Source organism: Tissierella praeacuta (genome assembly GCF_040396155.1).
In the GTDB taxonomy this organism is placed as follows: domain Bacteria; phylum Bacillota; class Clostridia; order Tissierellales; family Tissierellaceae; genus Tissierella; species Tissierella praeacuta_A.
Genome location: NZ_JBEBOY010000029.1, coordinates 1 through 20,118, shown reverse-complemented (window position 1 = coordinate 20,118; position 20,118 = coordinate 1). Strand labels below are relative to the sequence as shown.

Sequence of the window (20,118 nt, the reverse complement as noted above, 5' to 3'; positions counted from 1 at the left end):
GATAATATGGCAAGACCAAGTAAAATAGAGCAACATGGCTTAGAAGATAAGATATTAAAATTAAGAAATAACGATAAAACTTATAACGAAATAGTAGATATCGTTAAGGAAGAAAATAAAGTTAAATTATCTGCCATGGCAATCAAAAGGTGGCTAGATAAACATGAGGATAAAATAGATGAAAAAGCAGTAGAAGTAATTAGAGAAGACAAAAGAAGAGTAGTCAAGTCAGTAAATCAAGCCTATGATATTATTCAAACTCAATTAGATGTCTCTCAAAGAGTTCTAAATAAATTAGATGGAATAGAAAGCATATCGGAAGTAGTGGAAGAAGTTAGTCAAGTTGCAGTGAGGTTAATGCAAGACATGGGAGTAAAAGTAACTCCTATGGAATTTGCCTACAATGTAGAGAAAAGCATATCAAGAAATATAAAAGATTATACCATGCTAACAAGAGAAGTAAGGGAAAATAATAAATTCCTATCAGAATTAAAAGAGAAGATATATGATTTTCAATTAGTACAAGAATTTATAAATATATTTATAACTGAATTTGAAAAATATGATCCAGCAGTGACAGGGAAGGTATTAAAAGAAATATCCAATAATCCTAGAATGAAATGGATTGCTGAGGAACAAAGAAGGATACGAGGTGGATAGGTGATGTAGAGTGCTAATTGATATTTTGAATGAAATAGAACAAAGAGTAGATAATGCAGAAAACAAACTAGAAGAATTGTCTCCTAAAGAATATATAGGAAAGTATTTATATATCAAAACAAAAGATAAAAAAGTCATCACTCTACCTATGAATCCAATACAAGGAGAATATTGGAAAGAAAAAACTAATAGAGATATAATTCTAAAACCTAGGCAACTAGGTTTTACTACTTTAAAGGTAGCACAATACTTTGAAAGGGTCATAAATGAAAAGAATGTAAATGCAGTAATAATAGCTCATAACGCAGATTCTACTCAGAAGATATTTTCATCTGTACAATTGATGTATGAGAATTTACCAGAAGAGAAAAAGCTGCAGCTAAATGATGGCAGTAATAAACCTAAGTATGGTAATAGAAAAGAATATTATTTTATAGGCAATAACTCTAGGATATCAGTAGGTACAGCAGGTAATACTTCATTTGGTCGTGGTGATACAGTAAACTACTTACATTGTTCAGAGGTTGCCTTTTGGCCTAATCCAGAAGAATTAATGACAGGTCTATTACAAGCAGTCCCATATGATGGAGAAATATGTATAGAAACTACTGCCAATGGTGTAGGAAATTATTTTTATAGGACCTATTTTGAAGCTAAAGAAGGAAAAAGCAGATTTACTAATCATTTCTATAGATGGTTTGATCATCCTGAATATAAATTAGAGTTAGATCCAGGAGAAGAGTTAGAGCTAGACCAGGAAGAGCAACAGTTAATCGATACATATCATTTATCCTTAGAACAAATAAAATGGCGTAGATGGAAAGTATCAGAGATGCCTGATAAAGATGGATTATCTAAAGAAGATATATTTAAACAAGAATATCCAGAAGACGAAATGTCTTGTTTCCTAACTAGTGGTAGGCCTGTATTTGACGTTAAAAAGTTAATGGCCATAAGAAAGAGATTAGAAAAAGAAAGAGATAATTATACTGAATATACCATAGACCATGCTGTAGAAATTAGAACAATAGAAAACGAATATGATGAAATAGAGGTAGTATTTGATGATTTCATTCATGAACAGTACAAAGGTGAATTAAAAGTATATGAAGAACCTAAAGAAGATTTAGAATATGTAATAGGTGGAGACGTGGCAGAAGGAAAAGATGGAGGAGACTATTCTGTTGCAGAAGTTATAGAAAGAGAAACAGGTAGACAAGTAGCTGAACTACATGGCCATTGGGAGCCTGATGTATTTGCCAAGAAAACTAAAAGACTTGGACTATATTATAATGATGCAGTTGTAGGTATAGAAAGAAACAATCATGGACATGCAGTACTAAACACATTAATTAACTATGATATATATGAAGATTTATATCACCATGTTAATTACAATAGTACTACAGGTCAAGAAGAAAGTGCTCCAGGTTTTCCTACTAATAAACAAACCAAACCTATATTGGTTTCAGATCTCCAGGAAGGAATAAGAGAAGAATATTTAGATATCAGATCTATTGAATTAGTAGATGAGTTAATTACATTTGTTAATTTAGGTAATGGTAAAATGGGAGCGCAGGAGGACTGCCATGACGATAGAGTAATGGCTTTAGGTATAGCTTTACAGGTAAGGAAAAATACTGTAGTAGATGAACCATTCTATGTATCATCATCAGAAAGATAATTATTTAAAGGAGGTGAAAAATTGGGATTATTTAATTTTTTTAAAAAGAAAGAGGATCCTCCGGTAACAATAGTAGTTCAAACAAGGGATACTTTTAGCCATCCATTTAGTGAACTAGATAAATATATACCTCTTAAAGTTGAATATAACTTATACAAATCTATGAGAGAGGCAGTTCCTCTTTTAGATACTGCAATAAATAGGATAGTGAGATTAGTAGGTACTTTTGATATCGATTGCGAAAATGATAAGCAGGAAGAAGAGATAAAGGAATTTTTAAACAATGTAAAAGTAAACTCTAACCAAATAGGAATATATCCATTTGTAGAAAGCTATCTGGACCAACTTATAGAGTGTGGTAACTCTGCAGGAGAAATAATATTAAACAATGCCAAAAATGATATATATGCATTAAAAAATATTGATATAAGGACTATTAAATTAAAACAGACCGACAATCCTCTAATAAATTTAGTTTGTCAAGTTCAACCAGGAAAACATGAAGTGGTAGAACTACCATACCAGGATTTAATATTATTTACTCCTTTGGATCCCGAGGGAGATAGTCCATATGGAATATCTTTATTTAGATCAATGCCATTCATGGTAAATATACTGTTGAAAATATTTACTGCCACAGATTTAAACTGGGAAAGATTTGGAAATCCTAGATATTCAGTAGTATATAAACCTAACAATGACACTGGAAGAAATACAAATATAGATGGTAGGATGAAGAAGATTGAAGATGCCTTCAATGAAACAATGAAAGACAATAAAGATGGAAAGGTTAGGGACTTTGTAGCTTCAGGAGATATTGAGATAAAAGTAATAGGAGCAGATAACCAGGTATTAGATGCAGAGGTTCCAGTTAAACAGGTATTGGAGCAATTGGTAGCGAAGACAGGACTTCCTCCATTTTTACTAGGATTATCTTGGAGCACTACTGAAAGAATGTCACAACAACAAGCTGATTTCCTTACATCAGAACTAGACAATTATAGGGATGAAGTTACTCCTATGATTAAATATATTATTGATATGTGGCAGACTATAACAGGTAAAAATATACCTTATGAAATAGTATGGGATGAAATAAATCTTCAAGATGCGGTTGAAATGGCAAGAGCTGATTTATTTAAGCAGCAAGCTCGATCAAAGGAAATAGAAAATATTATTAGACTTAGAAATGAGAACATAATAGATCAGGATATAGCAACTGAGGAACTAGGATATGATGAACCAGTAGGAGAAGCTCCACCTAGATTTTCATTACTTCCACCAAAAGATGGACAAGAAGACAATAAGTCTATGGGTAATAACAAATCGAAACACAGAGATTGTAACTGTAGCATTAAAAGTCCTTTCAATGCTCCACCTGAGGACCCTATTCAATTACAAATAGAGCAGGATACATTAAAGGGATATATGAAATGTGTTAATAGGCTAGAAAAGAAAGTACTAGACTTAATACCAGCTCTAGAAGAAAGCAATAAAGATAAAAGCAAGAGTTATGACAAGATTAAAAGTTTACCACCATCTATAGAAGATAAAGTGAAAGAGGCTATACAGAATTTTGTTGTTGAGATGATAGGGAGAGGTTCAGGAGATGAGACTATAGAGTATTATGGGACCTATGGTCAATATCTACTTCATGCCTTTGGGTATGGAGCAATAAGAGGAAATCAAGTTATAAGGGAAGAATTTCCAGATGATGCAGCAGAAAGAAATGAAATTATAGCCAACTATAATCACCCATATGTTCAAGAGTTATTGAGAAATGGGATGGAATTAGTAACTACAAAAGCTAAGGATAAGGAAGCTCAAGTAATAAATATAATGGCTGAACATGCTGCAGTAGGAGATAACCCTACAGAATGGGCTAGAGACCTAGAATATAGACTAAAGAAATCTATATCTGGTGAAAGATGGTACTGGGAAAGACTTGCAAGGTCTGAAAGTGCTATGGCCATTGATAGAGCAGAGATGGCAGAGTATGAAGCAGAGGGATTTTTCTATTGTGAATGGGATGCCGCTCCTGATGCATGTCATATATGTTTATCACTTGATGGGCAGATGTGGTCATTAGAGGATGCACCTAAGGTAGTCGAAGACACTCATCCACATTGTAGATGTAGAAAAAAACCTAGGACTAAAAGACAATATGAAGAGTATATAAAAATATAGACACTGTAATCAGTAGAAAGAATACAGTGTCTTCACAATACCTTTTATACTAAGCAATTGATTCTAGAACAATTATTATAGTATAAGTTGTAACTTTTTTGTTATCGTACTCTTCTTCATAAGGAATATGATAGATATGCTTTATTGTCATCCTTCTTTCTTGTGCAAATTTTGAAAGTGACGTTAATTCTTGATTCAAAAAATTAGGTTGGTAGTATGGTTTATAGGTAATAGTTTCAATATGAACTTTATATTCATTATTCATATCCATAATAGTGTCCTCCTTTACTTAATAATATACCATATATACCCTGATTTATAATTATTTAACAAGGAGGTGAGAATTTGGACAAAGAGAAAGATACTCTTAAGCAACAAAAATTTCATTTAAAAGCTATGGTATCTACTAAGCAAGTTGAAGAAGTAACAGATGAAGATATGGCCTTAATAAACAAACACACTAGGAGAGAACTTACAGCTGATGAAGTTTATATCTATCCTATAGTATTATGTGATAATGAAGTAGATAGGGATTATGAATACTTTACTAAAAAAGACCTGGAGATATTAGCTGATTTATTCATAGGCAAAACCTTTATACAGGACCATTCTTGGACTAGTGGAAATCAACATTCTAGAATATTTAAAACAGAAGTAGTAAAGGTGCCTGGTAAAACTGTAGAAGGTGAAACAAAGTTAAAGGGTAAGCCCTATTATCAATTAAAAGCTTGGGCCTATACTGTCAAGAACGGTCATGAGGATCTTATAGAAAATATTGAAGCTGGAATATTAAAAGAGGTATCAGTAGGTTTTAGTATTAAAGATTTAGAGTGTGATATATGTGGGAATTCTTTTTATGATGGTAGTAATTGTAGTCACTGGCCAGGAAGAAGTTATAAGGTCAATGGTAAGGATATGATTTGTCATCTTCATATGAAAGACCCAAAGGAAGCCTATGAAGTATCATTTGTAGCAGTACCAGCTCAACCTGCTGCGGGAGTTGTAAAAGGTGTTAAGTTAGAAAAAGATACTTTAAGTAAAGATAATGTAAATAAACATAAACATGAAAAGAACTCGGGAGAAAAACCGAGTATTTTTTATGCCAAAATGTCAAAGAGAGGGGAGATATCATTGAAATATTTAAAAGGATTAATTAAAAAAGCTAAAGCTGAAAAAGCTGATGTAATTGAAATACCGGTTTCAGATTTGGAAAAAGATTTAGAAATTTATGATGAGGCTATTGCTAAAGCAGAGGATGCAGAAAAAGAATTAAAGGAATTAAAGCCTAAAGCGGCTATGGGGGACCAATATGTTGAAGATTTAAAGAAAGAATGTACTAGGCTAGGTAAAATGGCAGAGGGTGAATCTTTCAATGAAGAAATGATGGGTAAAGTATTTGAAAAATGCGATGTTGAGGAATTAAAGGAGTTTAAAAAGCAATATGAGTCTAAGGTAGATGAAAAATTCCCACCAGCACCACAAGCTAAAAATTATAACAAGGATGATAAGTCTACTAAATCAGTAGATAACTCATGTTTTAAATAATAAGGGAGGTATGATTATATGTTAAAGCCAGGAAGAGTAGATTTTAAAGGAATTAATGAATTGGTAGTTACCTTTAAAACTGATGATTCTTTAAAAGTAGCAGATGAAGGTAAACTAGTTAAATCTGTTGATACAGATATAGTTGGAAAATGTGGAGATGGAGATTTATTTCTAGGTGAAATGCTTAAGTTTGAAGAAAGAGGTACCTGTTCTGTAAGAATGGAAGGATATTTTGAACTTCCTTATTCAGGAACAGCACCAACGGTTGGCTATAGACTTTTGGTATCAGATAAGGATGGGAAGGTTAAGGCTGTTACTGGTGAGACTGTGGCAGGAGTACCTGTAAGGGTAGTAAGAGTAAATACAGATAAGAAACTAGTAGGTTTCTTTATATAAAGGAGGTATTATAATATGGCATTTGATAATTTAAAACTAGAAAAAGGTATATACCAAGATGCAGCAAAAGAAAAGAAGTCCTTCACTGAAAAATTAGAAGAGATGGATCCGACGGAACAATATAAAGGTACAGAGCATGAGGGACTAGATGCATTTCAAAGGCAATTAAAAAGATTTGATATTAAAACAGCAGGTAGTCATTCAGATGTGGTTTCTAAATTTTATCAAACTTATGAATCAACTTTATTGTTCCCAGAGCATATTGATAGGACTGTAAGAGAAGGAATTGAAGAAGGAAATCTTCTAAATCAAATAGTAGGTACATCTACTAAAATTGATGCTATGCAGTATACGGCAGTTTATGGGGATACTATAGATCAAGAAGATATAGAGCTTACTGATATAGCAGAGGCAGCAGAATTTCCAGAGACTGAAATAAAACTTAGAAATCAGAATACTAAGTTTTATAAAAGAGGTAGGGCATTAAAAATATCTTATGAAGCTTTGAAACTTATGAAAATAGATATGTTTGCATTACACTTAAGAAAAATGGGAGTAGGAATAGGGAAACAACAATTAAGAGATGCCTTATACACTCTTATATATGGAGATGGTAATAAAAATGCAGCAGATATTTTAACAGTAGGAAAGGGACCTATAGGAGGAACATCTGGAAAATTAACATACAATGAAATAGTTAAGTTCTATATGGACTTCAAGCAAGGATATGATGTTAATACTGTATTAGCACCAAAAGACATACTAACTACTATCTTATTAATGGAAGAATTTAAAGACCCTCAAGCAGGATTTAATTTCCAGAAGACGGGTAAGATGGTTAATCCTATAGGTTCAAACTGGTTAAGGGCAGACATTATAGAAGAAGGAACTATTATAGGATTAGATAAGAAATTCTGTTTGGAAGAGGTAACAGTAGTTAACACTATGATAGAATATGATAAGATCATAAATAGGCAAGTTGAAAGAGCTGTAATATCTGAAATAAAAGGATTTAATAAAATCTATAAAGATTCAGCTAAAATACTTAAGCTAAAATAAGAGGTTTTAATGACCTCTTTTTTAGTTTTAAGGAGGGATGTAAATGATTGAAGTAAAGGTAGAAAGAGTAAGAAAAAAAGCTAGACTTGATGAAAACTTTGACGAGGACATACAAGAAACTATAGAAGAAGTGATACCTTTCATTGAATCTAAGATTGATGAGGAATACCTAAATACTGATGATACTTCTATTCAATCTATTATTAATCTAGGAGCTACTGAAATAATAGTAGGTGAATTTATCAAGGAACAGTCAAATGATGAAGATGATAGTGTAAGTCTTGGAGTAGGTCCTATTAAAATAGGTGAAAATAGTTCATCTAAAAATAGAATGAATAGGGCCAAGGATTTCATCAATGATGGCTGGGAGAAGTTAAAACCATATTTAAAAGATGATGATCCTTTCTATTTTGGGATTATGTAGGTGATATTATGACTGCAAGATATAAAAGAATATTTGATAAGAAAGCTGATAAGTATGGTCAAAGTGCTACTCTTCATATTCATCCTATAGGAGAAAGGTGTCCATGTTATGATGAATCTACTGGGTATGGTAATCCAGAATGGCATAGGAAAAATCCTGATGCTATAAATTGTGATGATGAGTGCTATATCAATAGAGGAGAGAAGGATATATCAATTAAAGCCTTTATTCTTCCGTCTAGTGATGTAGGTAAAAAAGGATTTGAGGAAATAGTATTAGCAGCTATAGGGCAAATAAAAAAAGATGACTATGCTTATATAGGTAAATCTGATGTGAATATATTTAATCTATCTGAAAAGGATTATTTAGTTTATGAGAATAAGAGATGGAAAATAAAAAATCCTGATGTATATAAAATAGGAGATATATCGTTAACCTATGTTGCTTTACTAGAGCTTATAGGAGAGGATAAAAATGAGTAGTGGAATTTTTGGTTTAGAAGAGGCATTAAGAGATTTGGAATTGACTGCTGAGGAAATAGATGATGCTATGGACGAAATATCAAAACAAGTAGCAACAGAAATACAACAAAAAGCTATAAATAATGTTAATGGACCTTATCTAGGCAGTAAGACAAATAAAAAGAAATTAAAGATAACAATTATTGAAAAACAGCCTTATCCTGTTGCGGTCAGAACTGGTAGTCTTAAAAGGTCATTAAAGACACCAAAAAGAATGGGAAAAGCCAGATACAAAGTATATTCAGATATGAACATAGCAAATTATGCTTGTCATGTTCATGATGGGACTTCAAGAATGAAAGCCAGACCTTTTTTAGATGATGCTGTTGATGAAGTAATGGATAGCGGTAAATATTTAGATATAGCAGGCAAGATAATAGATGATGTTTTAAATAAATAGGCGGTGATTAAGTGGATCATAGTTCACCAATAACAAGTGTAAAAAGTGTATTAATAGATTTTTTAAAAAAGAAACAAGAATTAAGTCATGTAAATATAAGAGAAAATTACATCAAAGTAGATACTGACTTACCCCTGAAGAAACCATTGATTACAATATCTAAAGGCAAAATATTAACTAATCCGATATCATTTCAAGACTATATTGGAGAAGAGTTTAGCGAAGAAGAATATCAGTTTATAGAGACTAAGGCAAGAGAATTGAATCTTTATTATGATTTCCATATATGGAATAGTACTTCTCCAAAATTGGGTGGAGAAACGGAAATAGAAAGGATACAAGAAAGACTGCAGTCTATATTTGATTTTGAAAGTAATGCCATACCAGGTGTTACTTTTTTTGAGTTTAATGAAGGTACTGCAACGGAGGATCCATTTGAAGAAGGATTACTCCATGCTAGATGTACTCTTCATATAAAAGCATTATGGAAGAGAGAGTTTAGATATGATGTGATAGATGAAATTGAACCACATGGAATTATAAAAGATGAATAGGAGGTAAGATAATATGACCATAAAAGATACCCAAAGGGTAGGAGTATTCTCTGAATCTACTGTATCAAAAGAGGTAATGGGTTTCCCTGGTACTTGTTGGCCAATGGGGATAGTAGCCCAGGTAGATACGGAAGTTTATAAAGATAAAGAGATTAAGCCCTTTGCAATTCAGATAAAAGAAGATGCATATAGAGAGTTTGGTAAAGATAGTGAAATGTCTAAGCTAGTTGAAATAGTAACGTTAATAGGAGTAAATAAGTTGGTATGTGTTCCAGTATTACCACCTACAGAAGGAACTCCAACAAAAACACAATATAAAACTTCATTGGATATTCTTTATAATGAAGATGCACCAAAGATAGTCATTACTGATTCGGCTGATAAAGATGTTCATACCGAGATTAGAAATCATTGTGACAAGGCATCAGAAAACAGAAAAGAAAGACGAGCTCATGTAGGAGCAACTGCTGACACAGTAGCAAATTGGACTAAATTAGCAAAACCTATTAATTCAGGAAGAGTTACCTTATGGGGGAGTATTCCATTGGATTTAGAAGGCAATGCATATAATGATTCAGTTTATTTAGCTGTAGCATGTGCTGCATATGATGCATTAGAATTAGATCCAGCTATGCCACTTCACAATATACAACTTCATCCTGATTTATTCGGAGGACTTTATAATAGGTTTGATGATGAGGATTTAGAAGCTTTATATAGTGGAGGAATAGCTGCATGTAGAAATATAAATGGAAGGATATTTATCGACAGATGGGTGACTACTTATACTCAAGATGATGGAATAAATCCTCCAGTAGATGATGATAAGTATCAGGAAGGAACAGTAGCTAAGATTAAGGATTACATTGATGAAGGATTAAGAAATAGATTATCTACTCTTCATCCAAGGGTTAAGGCTAGCGTTAATAAAATGAATGAAGTAAAGTCAGATACAACTAATTGGCTAATGGAACAGGCTGAAAAAGAGATAATAGAAGAACCTAATGTTTATAAGATAGAGAGACAGGCAGATAAAAGAACTAGACTCCATGTTTATTATAATTACAAAGTAGTACTACCGCTTAATACAATATTCCTTCATGGAAAAGCTTTAGTTTAGGAGGTGTAGAAATTGAAGAAATTTAAAATGAATTTACAACTATTTGCTGATCCTAAGATACCAATTAGTGATGATATATACTTTAGAATTATTCATAATGGAGTATCAAAAAGGGTTGCAGTTGGTGAAAGTTATAGAGCTACTAAGACTAAAGAAACAAAAGCACAGGAAGCTTTCGGAGAGAAAGAGGCAGTTGCCACCTATGGTGGTAGGACAAACTATGAATTAGAAATATCTAGAGCATATGCTACTGATGAGGCTCTACAAGATGGAATATTTCTTGATGAACTAGAAGATTTTGATTTTATTATAGAGAAACCAGACAGAACTGAAATATATTCCATGTGTAATTGGAGTGAAGTAGGAGAATCAGGAGAATTAAAGGATAAAGTAGTTGAAAATATGAGATTTACAGCAGCTAAGTTTAAGAGAATTATGAAAAAATAGGGTATGGTCAATGGAGACTATGCCCTTTTAAATTGAGGAGGTAATAAATATGTCTAAATTAGCAAATATGAGAAAAGGTATACCAGAACATAAAATAGTAGATTTTCCTGGTAGTAAAGAAAAAGTTGCTATAGTAGCACTCAACAATAAGGACATTATCGGTGCAAGAGCAAATGCAATGAGATATGTAACAGAACATCCAGTTGATGTAGATACAGCTGATTTAATTTTAAATATGTTTATATTAAAAGAAGCAATGAGAAATTCTGATAAATTAGAGGAATATTTTGTATTGGATTTTGAAGAAATAAATGAGTATATGAATCCTAAGGAAGTTTATGAGCTTCATAATGTATTTATTGAAGTACAGAATGGAAAGACTCCTGATTTAGAAGACTTAACATCAGAAGAGTTTGAAGATATTAAAAAAAAATTAAAGATGATGGAGCTGAACGAATTAGATGGAGAATTGCAGACTATTTTAAAGTACTTCCTTCTTCAGATGAATTTAAAAACCTTACAGAAGGACAAATAACATGGATATACGCAAATATGAAAATAGATATAGATGAAAGAGTAGAAGGAATGTGCAATAAATGTAAAACAGAGATTGAGAAACATAGGTGTATTAGATGTGGAGAAGAAATTAAAGAAGAAGTTCATTCAATAAACAAGAGTTTTGATGAAAGCAAGTTTAAAAATTTAGCAAATGAATAATGAATTGGGAGTGATTCCTGGTAGGGTGAGTTCCTACCACTCCTAGTATTTTAGGAGGAATATAGATGGCTAAAAAAAGAGATGTTAGTGTGATTGTGGATGCTAAAAACAAGTCTAAGGGTGCATTTGTAGAAATCAAGAAAGATTTAAAAGGTTTAGGAGATGATGCTAAGAAAGGATTAAGCAAGTTTTCCAGTTCTTTTGAAAATGCCGATAAAGTAATATTTTCTTTTTCGGATAAAATGAAGTGGATGGATAAATTAGCTAAAAAAACATTTAAAGGTACTGCGGCAGCAGCAGGTATTTATATAGGGGCAACTTTAAGAGATTTTTCTAAGCTTAATGATGGCATATCAAAAGTAAATACTTTATATGACCAGACAGCTGAAAGTCAAAAGAAAATGTATCAGGATTCAATAAAAATGTTTAAGTTAATACCTACTAATTTTGATAAAATAACTCAAGGTATATATGATACTATATCCTCAGGTGCTGACCCTAAATATGCTACTATGTTTGCTAGAAAGTTTGGTATGGCAGGGGTAGCAGGAGATGCTGATATGGATGTGGTTACTAAAGCAGCTATGGGTACTATGAATGCTTTTAAGTTAGAAGCTAAGGACCTTAATAGAATATTAGATTTGCAGTTTATGACTGTGAAAGATGGCATTACTAGCTATAGTGAATTGGCAAGTTCTTTAGGTACTGGTGTTTTAGCAAATGCTAAGACCGCTGGAATAACTTTAGAGGAGTTATACGGTTCCATAGCAATGATTACTAAAAATGCAATACCTGCTAATATTGCTACAACTTCACTTAATCAAATGTTTAATAAGTTTACTGACACGAAAGTAATTAAAAGGATGGGCCAATTTGGTGTGAAGATACAAGATGCGAATAAACATACAAGGCCTCTAATAGAAATATTAAAAGATTTAAACTATCAATTTGATAAGAGAAAAATGACTGGCGAACAAAGAAAAGGTTTTTTTAAGGAGTTGTTAGGTAGTGATGAAGCAGCTAGAGCCATACTACCCTTAATAAGTGATTTAAAAGAATTTCAAAAAATATTAAATGATATGGATAATTCTTCAGGTGCAATGAAAGATGCCTTTGGTGATAGGTTAGAGAGTATGTCAACTCAGTTTAAATTGTTTTGGAATCAAATAAAAGGTATGGGATTAGAGCAACTATTAACTTTAGAACCTTTACTAAATTCAATCCTGGAACCATGGATTAAAAAAGTTAAATTAGAGCTTGAAATAGAGGATTTAAAAGATTCACTAGAATCTACTGAGAATCCTCATACAAAACAATTAATTCAACTTGAAATAGAAGATTTGGAGAATCAATTATCTTCTATAGATTTAACTCCAGCAGATAAATTTAGAGAAGCATTAGAAGAATCAGTAAAGGCATTAGATAAAATAAATCCTCCATTAGCTCAGTTTTTAGATACTATAGGGAACTTTGCATTAAACTTTGTTGGTAAGGAAGGAGCTGAAAATAGAGAAAAAGCAGGTAATGTGGGTGGAACTGTACTAAGAGTATTCTTGGCCAAAAATCTTGTAGATGTTGTAAATTGGTTTAATAAGAATTTCAAACTACCGACTAATCCATCTAATGGAGGAAGCGATATTTTTGAAAAGGTTAGTGGAGATAAATTTAAAGATACTTTTTCAAATTCAAAAATCAACCCTGATACTAGTATGTTTAATTTATTTCCCAAAAGTTTCACAGATGGACTTTATATCCCTAAAGAATATTATGTGGGTGAAGAAAAATATAAAGAATTTGAGGATAAATTCTCTAATAAAGTAAAAGAGCAAAAGTCCAAGAAAGATTCGAATAACCTTAATAACTCAAGAAACAATATGAATCTTTATTCTTTGAGAGATGATAATGGCTTTAATCTTAAACCTACTAGCGAAAGGAGTAAGGAACAGACAAAAGAAGTTTTAAAATTAATGAATACAAATGTTATAGATGAATTATTAAAAATAAACCAGCTACAGGATAAAATAGACAATATTAATATGCAAAATCAAATCAAAATAGAATCTCCTCAAGTTGATGTAAATGCAAGAGTATACATTGATGGCAGAAATATACCTATTCAAAAAGTGGAGGTTGACTATAAAAAAGCAGAAAAGCATTTAGAAATTCAAGCGAGAAGATATGGAAGACCTGATATGTAACAATAATACCTGGTTGCTATAATTATCCGACGATGGTATTATTTAGATAATAATAATTCTAGGGGGATTAAAATGAAAAGAAAAGTAACCGCGTTGATTATGTTTCTACTTATGGTAGTATTAATTGGATGTAGTTCAAATAAAGATGTAGATACATCTAGAGACGTTAAACCAGTTACTCAGGATCATGAAAACGCTGAAAATACTACAATATCAAAAGAAATAGAGTGGTATGAAGAATATGATAATCCTAAAATATGGTTATCTTATTTTTGGAATCAAGATGTAAGCATTAATGAATTACAAAAAGAAAGTGCTGAATTCATTGATAAAAATAACAAGTTGTTTCCTACGACAAGCAAAGAGGAAGTAATTAACTTAATAGATAAAGATTTAGCTTATAAGCATATTGAAAAATCATATCAAAAACATGTTGATACTCTTTTTGATATAGAAGGTTATGTGGTAAATATCGAAGAAGGTAGTATAGAGGATTTTGGTATTATAACAATATTGAATATTATAGATGATGATTTAAATAGCTATCAAGTCTTGTATCTTGAGGAGTTACCAGATATCTATAAAGAAGATATTGTATATCTAGTAGGCTTACCTATGGGAATGGGTGGATTCGAAAATATGTCTGGTGGATATACCAAAACAGTAGTTACTTTAGGTAGCTATATAGAAAAAATTGAATAAAACTAGAAAGCGAAAAGACCAATAATAATTAATGAATATTTAATTTTTTAAAATTGGGATTCATTTTTATTCTTAGAAAAATTGTTGATTCAGAAATTAGATAATATCAAAAAAAGTAAGAATTGATTGGCATATTGAAAGTAGTCATGTTTAATGGTAAAATAAGGACAAGGTAATCGGGAAAAAAGCAGGGTGTGATTGCCACCTCACTTCATATGAAAGGAGGTGGTGCGATATGAATACATATGAATCTATATCTTTAATGATAATGTTTTCTATGTTTGTGATATCGCTAATCTCCTTAATTGTTAGCCTAACAAAGGATAATAGTAAAGGAAAAAAGTAATCACCCTGTACAGCCATACAAGGTGATTATAATGATTTAAATCCCTATGTGGCAATCGCATTTTGCGAATCCGATTACCTTTAGTATTATTATACCATTAAAACATGTAAAGTAAACAATGAAATTCCTAACGAAATAGGAAAATTCCTAACGAAATAGGAAAATTCCTAGCAGAATAGGAAAAATTATTGGAAACAAGAACTCCTGATGAGAGTTCTTTTATTTTTATCATGAAAGGTGGTGTTAGATTGAAACTAGCTCCATTAAAATATAAAAACTATACATGGCCAGTAAATCCTACCACATATTCACTGAGATTTGAAAAGAATACTGCTATACATCATTATCCTTATACCAATATTAATGAAGTAGATGATACTGGAATGAAACCTAGAGAAGTTTCAGGTGAAGGTGAATTCATTGGTCCTGGTGCATATGAAGAATTTAAAAAATTGGCCAGTGTATTCTATAGCAGTGGTCCAGGCCTATTAGTCCATCCTATATGGCAGATACAGCAAGCTATATTTAATAGATTAGAAGTAGATCAGGAGCCAACTCCTAATTATGTGAAATATTCTTTTGGATTTATAGAACATATGCCAGAAGTAAAAGTTCAGGAAAAGAAATCAGTGACTGTTTCTAACACTGCACAAAAGGTACAGTTAAAGGCTAGTACTAAAACATATACAGTTAAAAAAGGTGATACTATGTGGGCTATAGCTAAAAAGAATAAAATGAGTTTAAAGCAATTAGTAGCTAAAAATCCTCAAATAAAAAATCCTAATTTAATTTATCCAGGTAATAAGATTAATTTGTAGGTGATATTTATGTATGTAGAAGTAGGAAGTAAGGTTAATAAAAAAATTTACGAAATAAATAGAATGAGTGAATATGATATAGAGACTTCTTTAGATATCCCAGCAGACCATTTTAATATAATTATAGAGAATCCCATTGATGATAAAGGCTACGGAGTAAATTCAGATATATTTAATCCTAATGATAGTTTTAAGATATCTGAATACTATGGAACTATACTCAATGGTGTAGCTGATGATGTAGATGAATACTGGGATGATAATGGATCTAAGATAGAGATAGGTGGAAGAGATATATCTATGCTGCTATTAGAAAATGATGCAGAACCTAAGACATACTATAAACTAAAGTTAAGTTCTTTTATAAATAAAATAACAGGACCGTATGGTTTTAAGGCTAAGGTTAACTCTAAATATGATAAAGTAATTAATAAAATAGTAGTAGAAGTAGGAGATAGTGAGTGGGATTGTATATTCAGAGAAACTAAAAAATTAGGTATGTGGTTATGGTGTGCTCCTGATGGCACACTTGTAGCTGATGTATTAAATTATAGTGGATCTCCTAGCTATAAATTCAGCAATGATTTATCTATAGATGCAATAAGAATGAAAAGATTTAGCAAAAAGAAAAGAGGAGCAGATATTAAGAGTGAAGTCTGGGTAAGAGGTCAAGGAGAATTATCATATGCAACCTGGCCACCATCACAAACTAGGGTTTTGTCAAAATATAAAGATGCAGCATTAACAGCATTAGGATATAGACGAAGAATGATAATGGAAGATGGAGATGCTAAGAGTATATCAAAAGGTCAAGAGATAGCAAAAAGATATATCCAAGAAAGAAAAAGAGGTAGTTTTGAGATAGAAATTACTATAAATGGTAAACATCCTATTGAAACAAATAAAACTGCATATATAAAAGATAAAGTCACTCGTACCGATGGGACTTTTTTTATTGTTGGAGTTAGGGATAAGAAAAGTGATAATATTGGCCATGAAAAAATAATAAGGTTACGACCATTATGGGAGGGGTTATAATGAGTTATCAAAGAGCTAGAGAAAGGCAGTCAAGACAAGAGCATTATAATACTTCTGAAATAGGAAATGTAACAAGCAGCGGTAAAGATATAAATGTTTTAGGATTAGGTGAATATAGGGAAGTGCCTCTTATAGCTCCTTTTGGAATACGCTGGAATCCTCCTTCGGGTGCAAGTGTTCAATTGGTTAAGAACTGGAGCATGGGTGCAAACATAGTAGCAGTAGGAACTATAGTAGATGAAGAAATAGAACCAGGAGAGGTGGAACTTTACTCTATGGGTGGGGCTAAGATCCAGTTAAAAAATGATGGAACCGTTATTATAAATGAACATTTTAAGATAAATATAGATGGTACTACTGAAAGAATTTAGGTGGTGGTTAAATTGATTGACTATAAACTAGAAAATGGGGATTTAGCTAGGAAAGGTCTTGGAGATTTGCAAATGATTGATGGGATTGAGAGTAAAAAACAGTCTATGTTAACAAGACTTATAGTAGAAAGAGGTTCTTTTATCTATGATGAAGATTTGGGCAGCAGATTAAAGCTATTATATAGAGAAAAACCTTCTAGGATCCCAGCAATGGCAGATTCATATGTTAGGGAAGCATTAGAACCTGAGGAAGATATAGAAATTAAAAATGTTGAAGTCAAATGGATAGATAAGAAAAAGATTCTTATTCTAGTCTATTTTATTTGGAATGAAATCCAGGATAATCTGGAGGTGATAATTTGAGTGATTTTATTTTAAAATCTCATGAGGAAATAGTTGAGGAAATGCTTATAGATTTTGCTAAGGAATTAGGAGTGGAATATATATCTAGTGCTAGTGATATTGCTATTAAAGCTAAGGTATATGCAGCACAAATTGAAGGGATTTATTATAATCAAGCCTTTATACTAAAACAAAGTAATCCTATGACTGCAACTGATGGATATCTTGATGCGTGGGGAAGAGGAATGAATATAGGAGATAGAAAAAATGCTACTAAAGCTATAGGTACTGTTATATTTGGTAGAAAACAACCCAATAAAGAAGATATAGTTATCCCAGAAGGGACTATGTTTTCAACAGATCCAGAAGTATATGGAAGGTTAATAAATGGAGTAACTACTAAAAAAGTAATATTACCCGCAGGTGAAACTGAGATTGAAGTTCCAGGAGAAACTATAGAAACAGGAGAAGAATCAAATGTATCTCCAGGAGGATTTACTGTTATAAATAATCCACCTATAGGGATTGAGTATGTAAAAAACATGGAAGGCTTTAAAGATGGATCAGAAAGAGAAGAGGATGAAGAATATAGAAGTAGATTTAAGAAAGAAAAGTTTTATGGAACAGAAGATGCATTTGCAAATAGAGCTAGAGAGGTAGATGGGGTTACTTTCGCTAAAACGCTAGAGAGAAATAGAGGACCTGGGACAACTGATGTATTAATAGCTGCAGCTAGTGGAATTCCTTCTGATGATTTGGTTGAAAGGGCACTAATACATCTATTAGAAAAAAGGCCTTTAGGATGTGATTTGGGAGTAATTAAACCTGAAGCATATGTATTTAATACTACTGTAAAAGTTACTTTAAAAGAAGGATTTACCATAGAATCTAAGATTGAAGGTATAACAATTCTTGAAAAAATAAAACAAGCCATAAGAGTATATTTAAAGACAGTTGGTATAGGTGGAGTTATAAGAAAAATTGGTTTAGCTAATGCAATATATGACTTAGAAGAAGTAATAGATGTTGAGATAGCAGAGCCTATGGAAAACATACAACTAAATGAAAATGCTATAGCCCAAGAAGGTGAATTTAATGTCACAACTTAGCTATAAAGAAATTATAGAAAATCAACTACCTGAAGATTTATATAAAAGTAGAAATTTAGAATCTCAAGCTATAGGAAATTCATTAGATAATATACAAAACGATATTAACAGTCTTGAAAAAGAAGTTAGTCCTCTATCTGCAGTAAGGAATGGTCTAGAGCAATGGGAAAAATTTTTCAAACTTCCCTCTAACCTAGATGATAACATTGAAATAAGAAGGGCGAGGGTAGTATCAGAATTAATACAGTTTATGTCAGATGAAAATGTCATAAGAAAAGATGAAATGGAGACAATCCTATCTTTCTATGGACAAGTTGAAATTATTGAATACTTTGCAGAATATATATTTGAAGTGATTTTTAGAGAAGACAAGCATCTAAATGTCGGGGAAATAGGGGAAATTATTAAAAAAATTAAACCTACATGGTTAGAATATAGGCTTCTGCTTCAGTATATAAATAAATTATTATTAAACTTAAAAACATATGAATTTCATAATAAATTAAAGACAACAGATGAATTTGTAACAGAAGATAATCTACCAGGATATATAGAAAAATCACCTCTTAACATAGCAAGCAAAACATATGCCTTTTCAACTTATTTAGGAATCACGGATATTATGACAACTGAAACACTGACACTAGATAGTCAGCTGGTAGATGTAATCAATAAATCACATACACTTTACAATGAAGTAGTATTTAAACGTGCTGGTGATATTGCAATAGGAGAGGGGGAGATATAAATGGAAGTAATACAACCTATATTGATAGATAAAGTTTTAGATTATATTGATAATCTTATATTCAAAGCTAAGATAAAAATCAATGGAGAATATAAGGACTTTGAAGTTTTTAAAACAATAAAAAAAGAAAATGCAATAAGAAAATATTTATATATAGAGGATGAAACAGGAGTAATTGAAGAAGCTCAGCTACTCACTAATCAAGGTGAAATACTAGCAATAAAACCTTACTCAATAGAAAAACAATTAGACGGTTTAGTATTGACCTTTGAATTTAAGATAACAGTAGAAGAAACGAATTTAGGCTATATAGAGTAGGAGGTGGTCATATGAGTTATAAAGCTACCGAGTGGAAAAATAAAGTCTATGATGAACAGGGAAACTTATTAAGAGATGGAACACCTTTACATGCTAAATACTTTAACAATATGGAAAAGGGAATTGTAGAGGTGCATGAAGAAAAGCATAGTCATGAGAATAAAGAGGTGTTAGATAATATATCAGATGAAGATATAGAAAAAATATATATTCATGATAAAGAACTGCTAAATCTTACACATAGAATTAACAATTTAAAAACAAAAGTAGTCAAGGATATATTAGAGAGAAATTCTTTAGAAAATAAAGATTCAATAGTCCACGTCATAGATGCAACAGGAGATAGTACAGTAATAAAAGGTTGGGCAGAATATATTTACTATAATGATAAGTGGATAAAGACAGCTGAAGAAG

26 protein-coding genes are annotated in these 20,118 nt (G+C 31.7%); 25 read left to right on the top strand and 1 reads right to left on the bottom strand.

Going from position 1 to position 20,118, the window contains the following annotated elements:
* The first annotated feature begins 6 nt into the window (after positions 1 to 6).
* From ABWP20_RS13145 to ABWP20_RS13135, 3 genes are read left to right on the top strand one after another with little or no spacing between them, the layout of a single operon-like run.
* Positions 7 to 660, top strand: coding sequence for a hypothetical protein (locus ABWP20_RS13145; protein ID WP_353096326.1), 654 nt, complete (start codon positions 7 to 9; stop codon positions 658 to 660).
* Positions 661 to 670: 10 nt separating this feature from the next.
* Positions 671 to 2,344: a terminase large subunit gene (locus ABWP20_RS13140; protein WP_353096325.1), complete on the top strand. Its 1,674-nt coding sequence runs from the start codon at positions 671 to 673 to the stop codon at positions 2,342 to 2,344.
* Between the two features lie 21 nt (positions 2,345 to 2,365).
* Entirely contained in the window at positions 2,366 to 4,531 is a 2,166-nt protein-coding gene (locus tag ABWP20_RS13135; protein ID WP_353096323.1) for a minor capsid protein, read from the top strand.
* 49 nt (positions 4,532 to 4,580) lie between these two features.
* On the opposite strand, the gene ABWP20_RS13130 is transcribed toward ABWP20_RS13135, so the two are convergent.
* Positions 4,581 to 4,802, bottom strand: a complete 222-nt coding sequence (locus ABWP20_RS13130; RefSeq protein ID WP_353096321.1) for a hypothetical protein — start codon at positions 4,800 to 4,802, stop codon at positions 4,581 to 4,583.
* A 74-nt stretch (positions 4,803 to 4,876) separates the two neighbouring features.
* Here ABWP20_RS13130 and ABWP20_RS13125 point away from each other — a divergent pair, with 74 nt between their 5' ends.
* From ABWP20_RS13125 to ABWP20_RS13020, 22 genes are all read left to right on the top strand, one after another.
* Positions 4,877 to 6,076, top strand: coding sequence for an XkdF-like putative serine protease domain-containing protein (locus ABWP20_RS13125; protein ID WP_353096319.1), 1,200 nt, complete (start codon positions 4,877 to 4,879; stop codon positions 6,074 to 6,076).
* 18 nt (positions 6,077 to 6,094) lie between these two features.
* Positions 6,095 to 6,472, top strand: a complete 378-nt coding sequence (locus ABWP20_RS13120) for a hypothetical protein (RefSeq protein WP_353096317.1) — start codon at positions 6,095 to 6,097, stop codon at positions 6,470 to 6,472.
* Between the two features lie 15 nt (positions 6,473 to 6,487).
* The gene (locus tag ABWP20_RS13115; RefSeq protein ID WP_353096315.1) at positions 6,488 to 7,531 is read left to right on the top strand and encodes a phage major capsid protein; all 1,044 of its coding nucleotides are present in this window, start codon (positions 6,488 to 6,490) and stop codon (positions 7,529 to 7,531) included.
* A 43-nt stretch (positions 7,532 to 7,574) separates the two neighbouring features.
* Positions 7,575 to 7,955 carry a hypothetical protein gene (locus ABWP20_RS13110; protein ID WP_353096313.1) on the top strand — a complete coding sequence of 127 codons (381 nt, stop codon included), beginning with the start codon at positions 7,575 to 7,577 and terminating at the stop codon, positions 7,953 to 7,955.
* 8 nt (positions 7,956 to 7,963) lie between these two features.
* Positions 7,964 to 8,437, top strand: a complete 474-nt coding sequence (locus ABWP20_RS13105; protein ID WP_353096311.1) for a hypothetical protein — start codon at positions 7,964 to 7,966, stop codon at positions 8,435 to 8,437.
* Positions 8,430 to 8,876: an HK97-gp10 family putative phage morphogenesis protein gene (locus ABWP20_RS13100; protein WP_353096309.1), complete on the top strand. Its 447-nt coding sequence runs from the start codon at positions 8,430 to 8,432 to the stop codon at positions 8,874 to 8,876. Before ABWP20_RS13105 ends, ABWP20_RS13100 begins: the two co-directional genes overlap by 8 nt.
* Before the next feature lie 11 nt (positions 8,877 to 8,887).
* The gene (locus ABWP20_RS13095; protein WP_353096307.1) at positions 8,888 to 9,430 is read left to right on the top strand and encodes a hypothetical protein; all 543 of its coding nucleotides are present in this window, start codon (positions 8,888 to 8,890) and stop codon (positions 9,428 to 9,430) included.
* 13 nt (positions 9,431 to 9,443) lie between these two features.
* Positions 9,444 to 10,550 (top strand): hypothetical protein, encoded by a 1,107-nt coding sequence (locus ABWP20_RS13090; RefSeq protein WP_353096305.1) that lies wholly within the window; start codon positions 9,444 to 9,446, stop codon positions 10,548 to 10,550.
* A gap of 12 nt (positions 10,551 to 10,562) precedes the next feature.
* Entirely contained in the window at positions 10,563 to 10,997 is a 435-nt protein-coding gene (locus ABWP20_RS13085) for a hypothetical protein (RefSeq protein WP_353096303.1), read from the top strand.
* Positions 10,998 to 11,046: 49 nt separating this feature from the next.
* Complete coding sequence (locus ABWP20_RS13080; RefSeq protein ID WP_353096301.1) at positions 11,047 to 11,532, top strand: hypothetical protein; 486 nt, start codon at positions 11,047 to 11,049, stop codon at positions 11,530 to 11,532.
* Between the two features lie 17 nt (positions 11,533 to 11,549).
* Positions 11,550 to 11,714, top strand: a complete 165-nt coding sequence (locus ABWP20_RS13075) for a hypothetical protein (RefSeq protein WP_353096299.1) — start codon at positions 11,550 to 11,552, stop codon at positions 11,712 to 11,714.
* A gap of 65 nt (positions 11,715 to 11,779) precedes the next feature.
* Positions 11,780 to 13,912: a phage tail tape measure protein gene (locus ABWP20_RS13070; RefSeq protein ID WP_353096297.1), complete on the top strand. Its 2,133-nt coding sequence runs from the start codon at positions 11,780 to 11,782 to the stop codon at positions 13,910 to 13,912.
* A gap of 72 nt (positions 13,913 to 13,984) precedes the next feature.
* Positions 13,985 to 14,614 carry a hypothetical protein gene (locus ABWP20_RS13065; RefSeq protein WP_353096295.1) on the top strand — a complete coding sequence of 210 codons (630 nt, stop codon included), beginning with the start codon at positions 13,985 to 13,987 and terminating at the stop codon, positions 14,612 to 14,614.
* 235 nt (positions 14,615 to 14,849) lie between these two features.
* Positions 14,850 to 14,960 carry a putative holin-like toxin gene (locus tag ABWP20_RS13060; protein ID WP_353096293.1) on the top strand — a complete coding sequence of 37 codons (111 nt, stop codon included), beginning with the start codon at positions 14,850 to 14,852 and terminating at the stop codon, positions 14,958 to 14,960.
* A gap of 248 nt (positions 14,961 to 15,208) precedes the next feature.
* Entirely contained in the window at positions 15,209 to 15,778 is a 570-nt protein-coding gene (locus tag ABWP20_RS13055; protein WP_353096291.1) for a LysM peptidoglycan-binding domain-containing protein, read from the top strand.
* A 9-nt stretch (positions 15,779 to 15,787) separates the two neighbouring features.
* Positions 15,788 to 16,816 carry a hypothetical protein gene (locus tag ABWP20_RS13050; RefSeq protein ID WP_353096289.1) on the top strand — a complete coding sequence of 343 codons (1,029 nt, stop codon included), beginning with the start codon at positions 15,788 to 15,790 and terminating at the stop codon, positions 16,814 to 16,816.
* Positions 16,816 to 17,187 (top strand): hypothetical protein, encoded by a 372-nt coding sequence (locus tag ABWP20_RS13045; RefSeq protein ID WP_353096287.1) that lies wholly within the window; start codon positions 16,816 to 16,818, stop codon positions 17,185 to 17,187. Before ABWP20_RS13050 ends, ABWP20_RS13045 begins: the two co-directional genes overlap by 1 nt.
* Positions 17,188 to 17,199: 12 nt before the next feature.
* Positions 17,200 to 17,550, top strand: coding sequence for a contractile injection system sheath initiator (locus ABWP20_RS13040; protein ID WP_353096285.1), 351 nt, complete (start codon positions 17,200 to 17,202; stop codon positions 17,548 to 17,550).
* Positions 17,547 to 18,638 carry a baseplate J/gp47 family protein gene (locus ABWP20_RS13035; RefSeq protein WP_353096283.1) on the top strand — a complete coding sequence of 364 codons (1,092 nt, stop codon included), beginning with the start codon at positions 17,547 to 17,549 and terminating at the stop codon, positions 18,636 to 18,638. Before ABWP20_RS13040 ends, ABWP20_RS13035 begins: the two co-directional genes overlap by 4 nt.
* Positions 18,625 to 19,386: a putative phage tail protein gene (locus ABWP20_RS13030; RefSeq protein WP_353096281.1), complete on the top strand. Its 762-nt coding sequence runs from the start codon at positions 18,625 to 18,627 to the stop codon at positions 19,384 to 19,386. Before ABWP20_RS13035 ends, ABWP20_RS13030 begins: the two co-directional genes overlap by 14 nt.
* Positions 19,387 to 19,704, top strand: coding sequence for a hypothetical protein (locus tag ABWP20_RS13025; RefSeq protein ID WP_353096280.1), 318 nt, complete (start codon positions 19,387 to 19,389; stop codon positions 19,702 to 19,704).
* An 11-nt stretch (positions 19,705 to 19,715) separates the two neighbouring features.
* Positions 19,716 to 20,118, top strand: a 403-nt coding sequence (locus ABWP20_RS13020) for a hypothetical protein (protein WP_353096278.1), incomplete at its 3' end; no start/stop codon positions are given.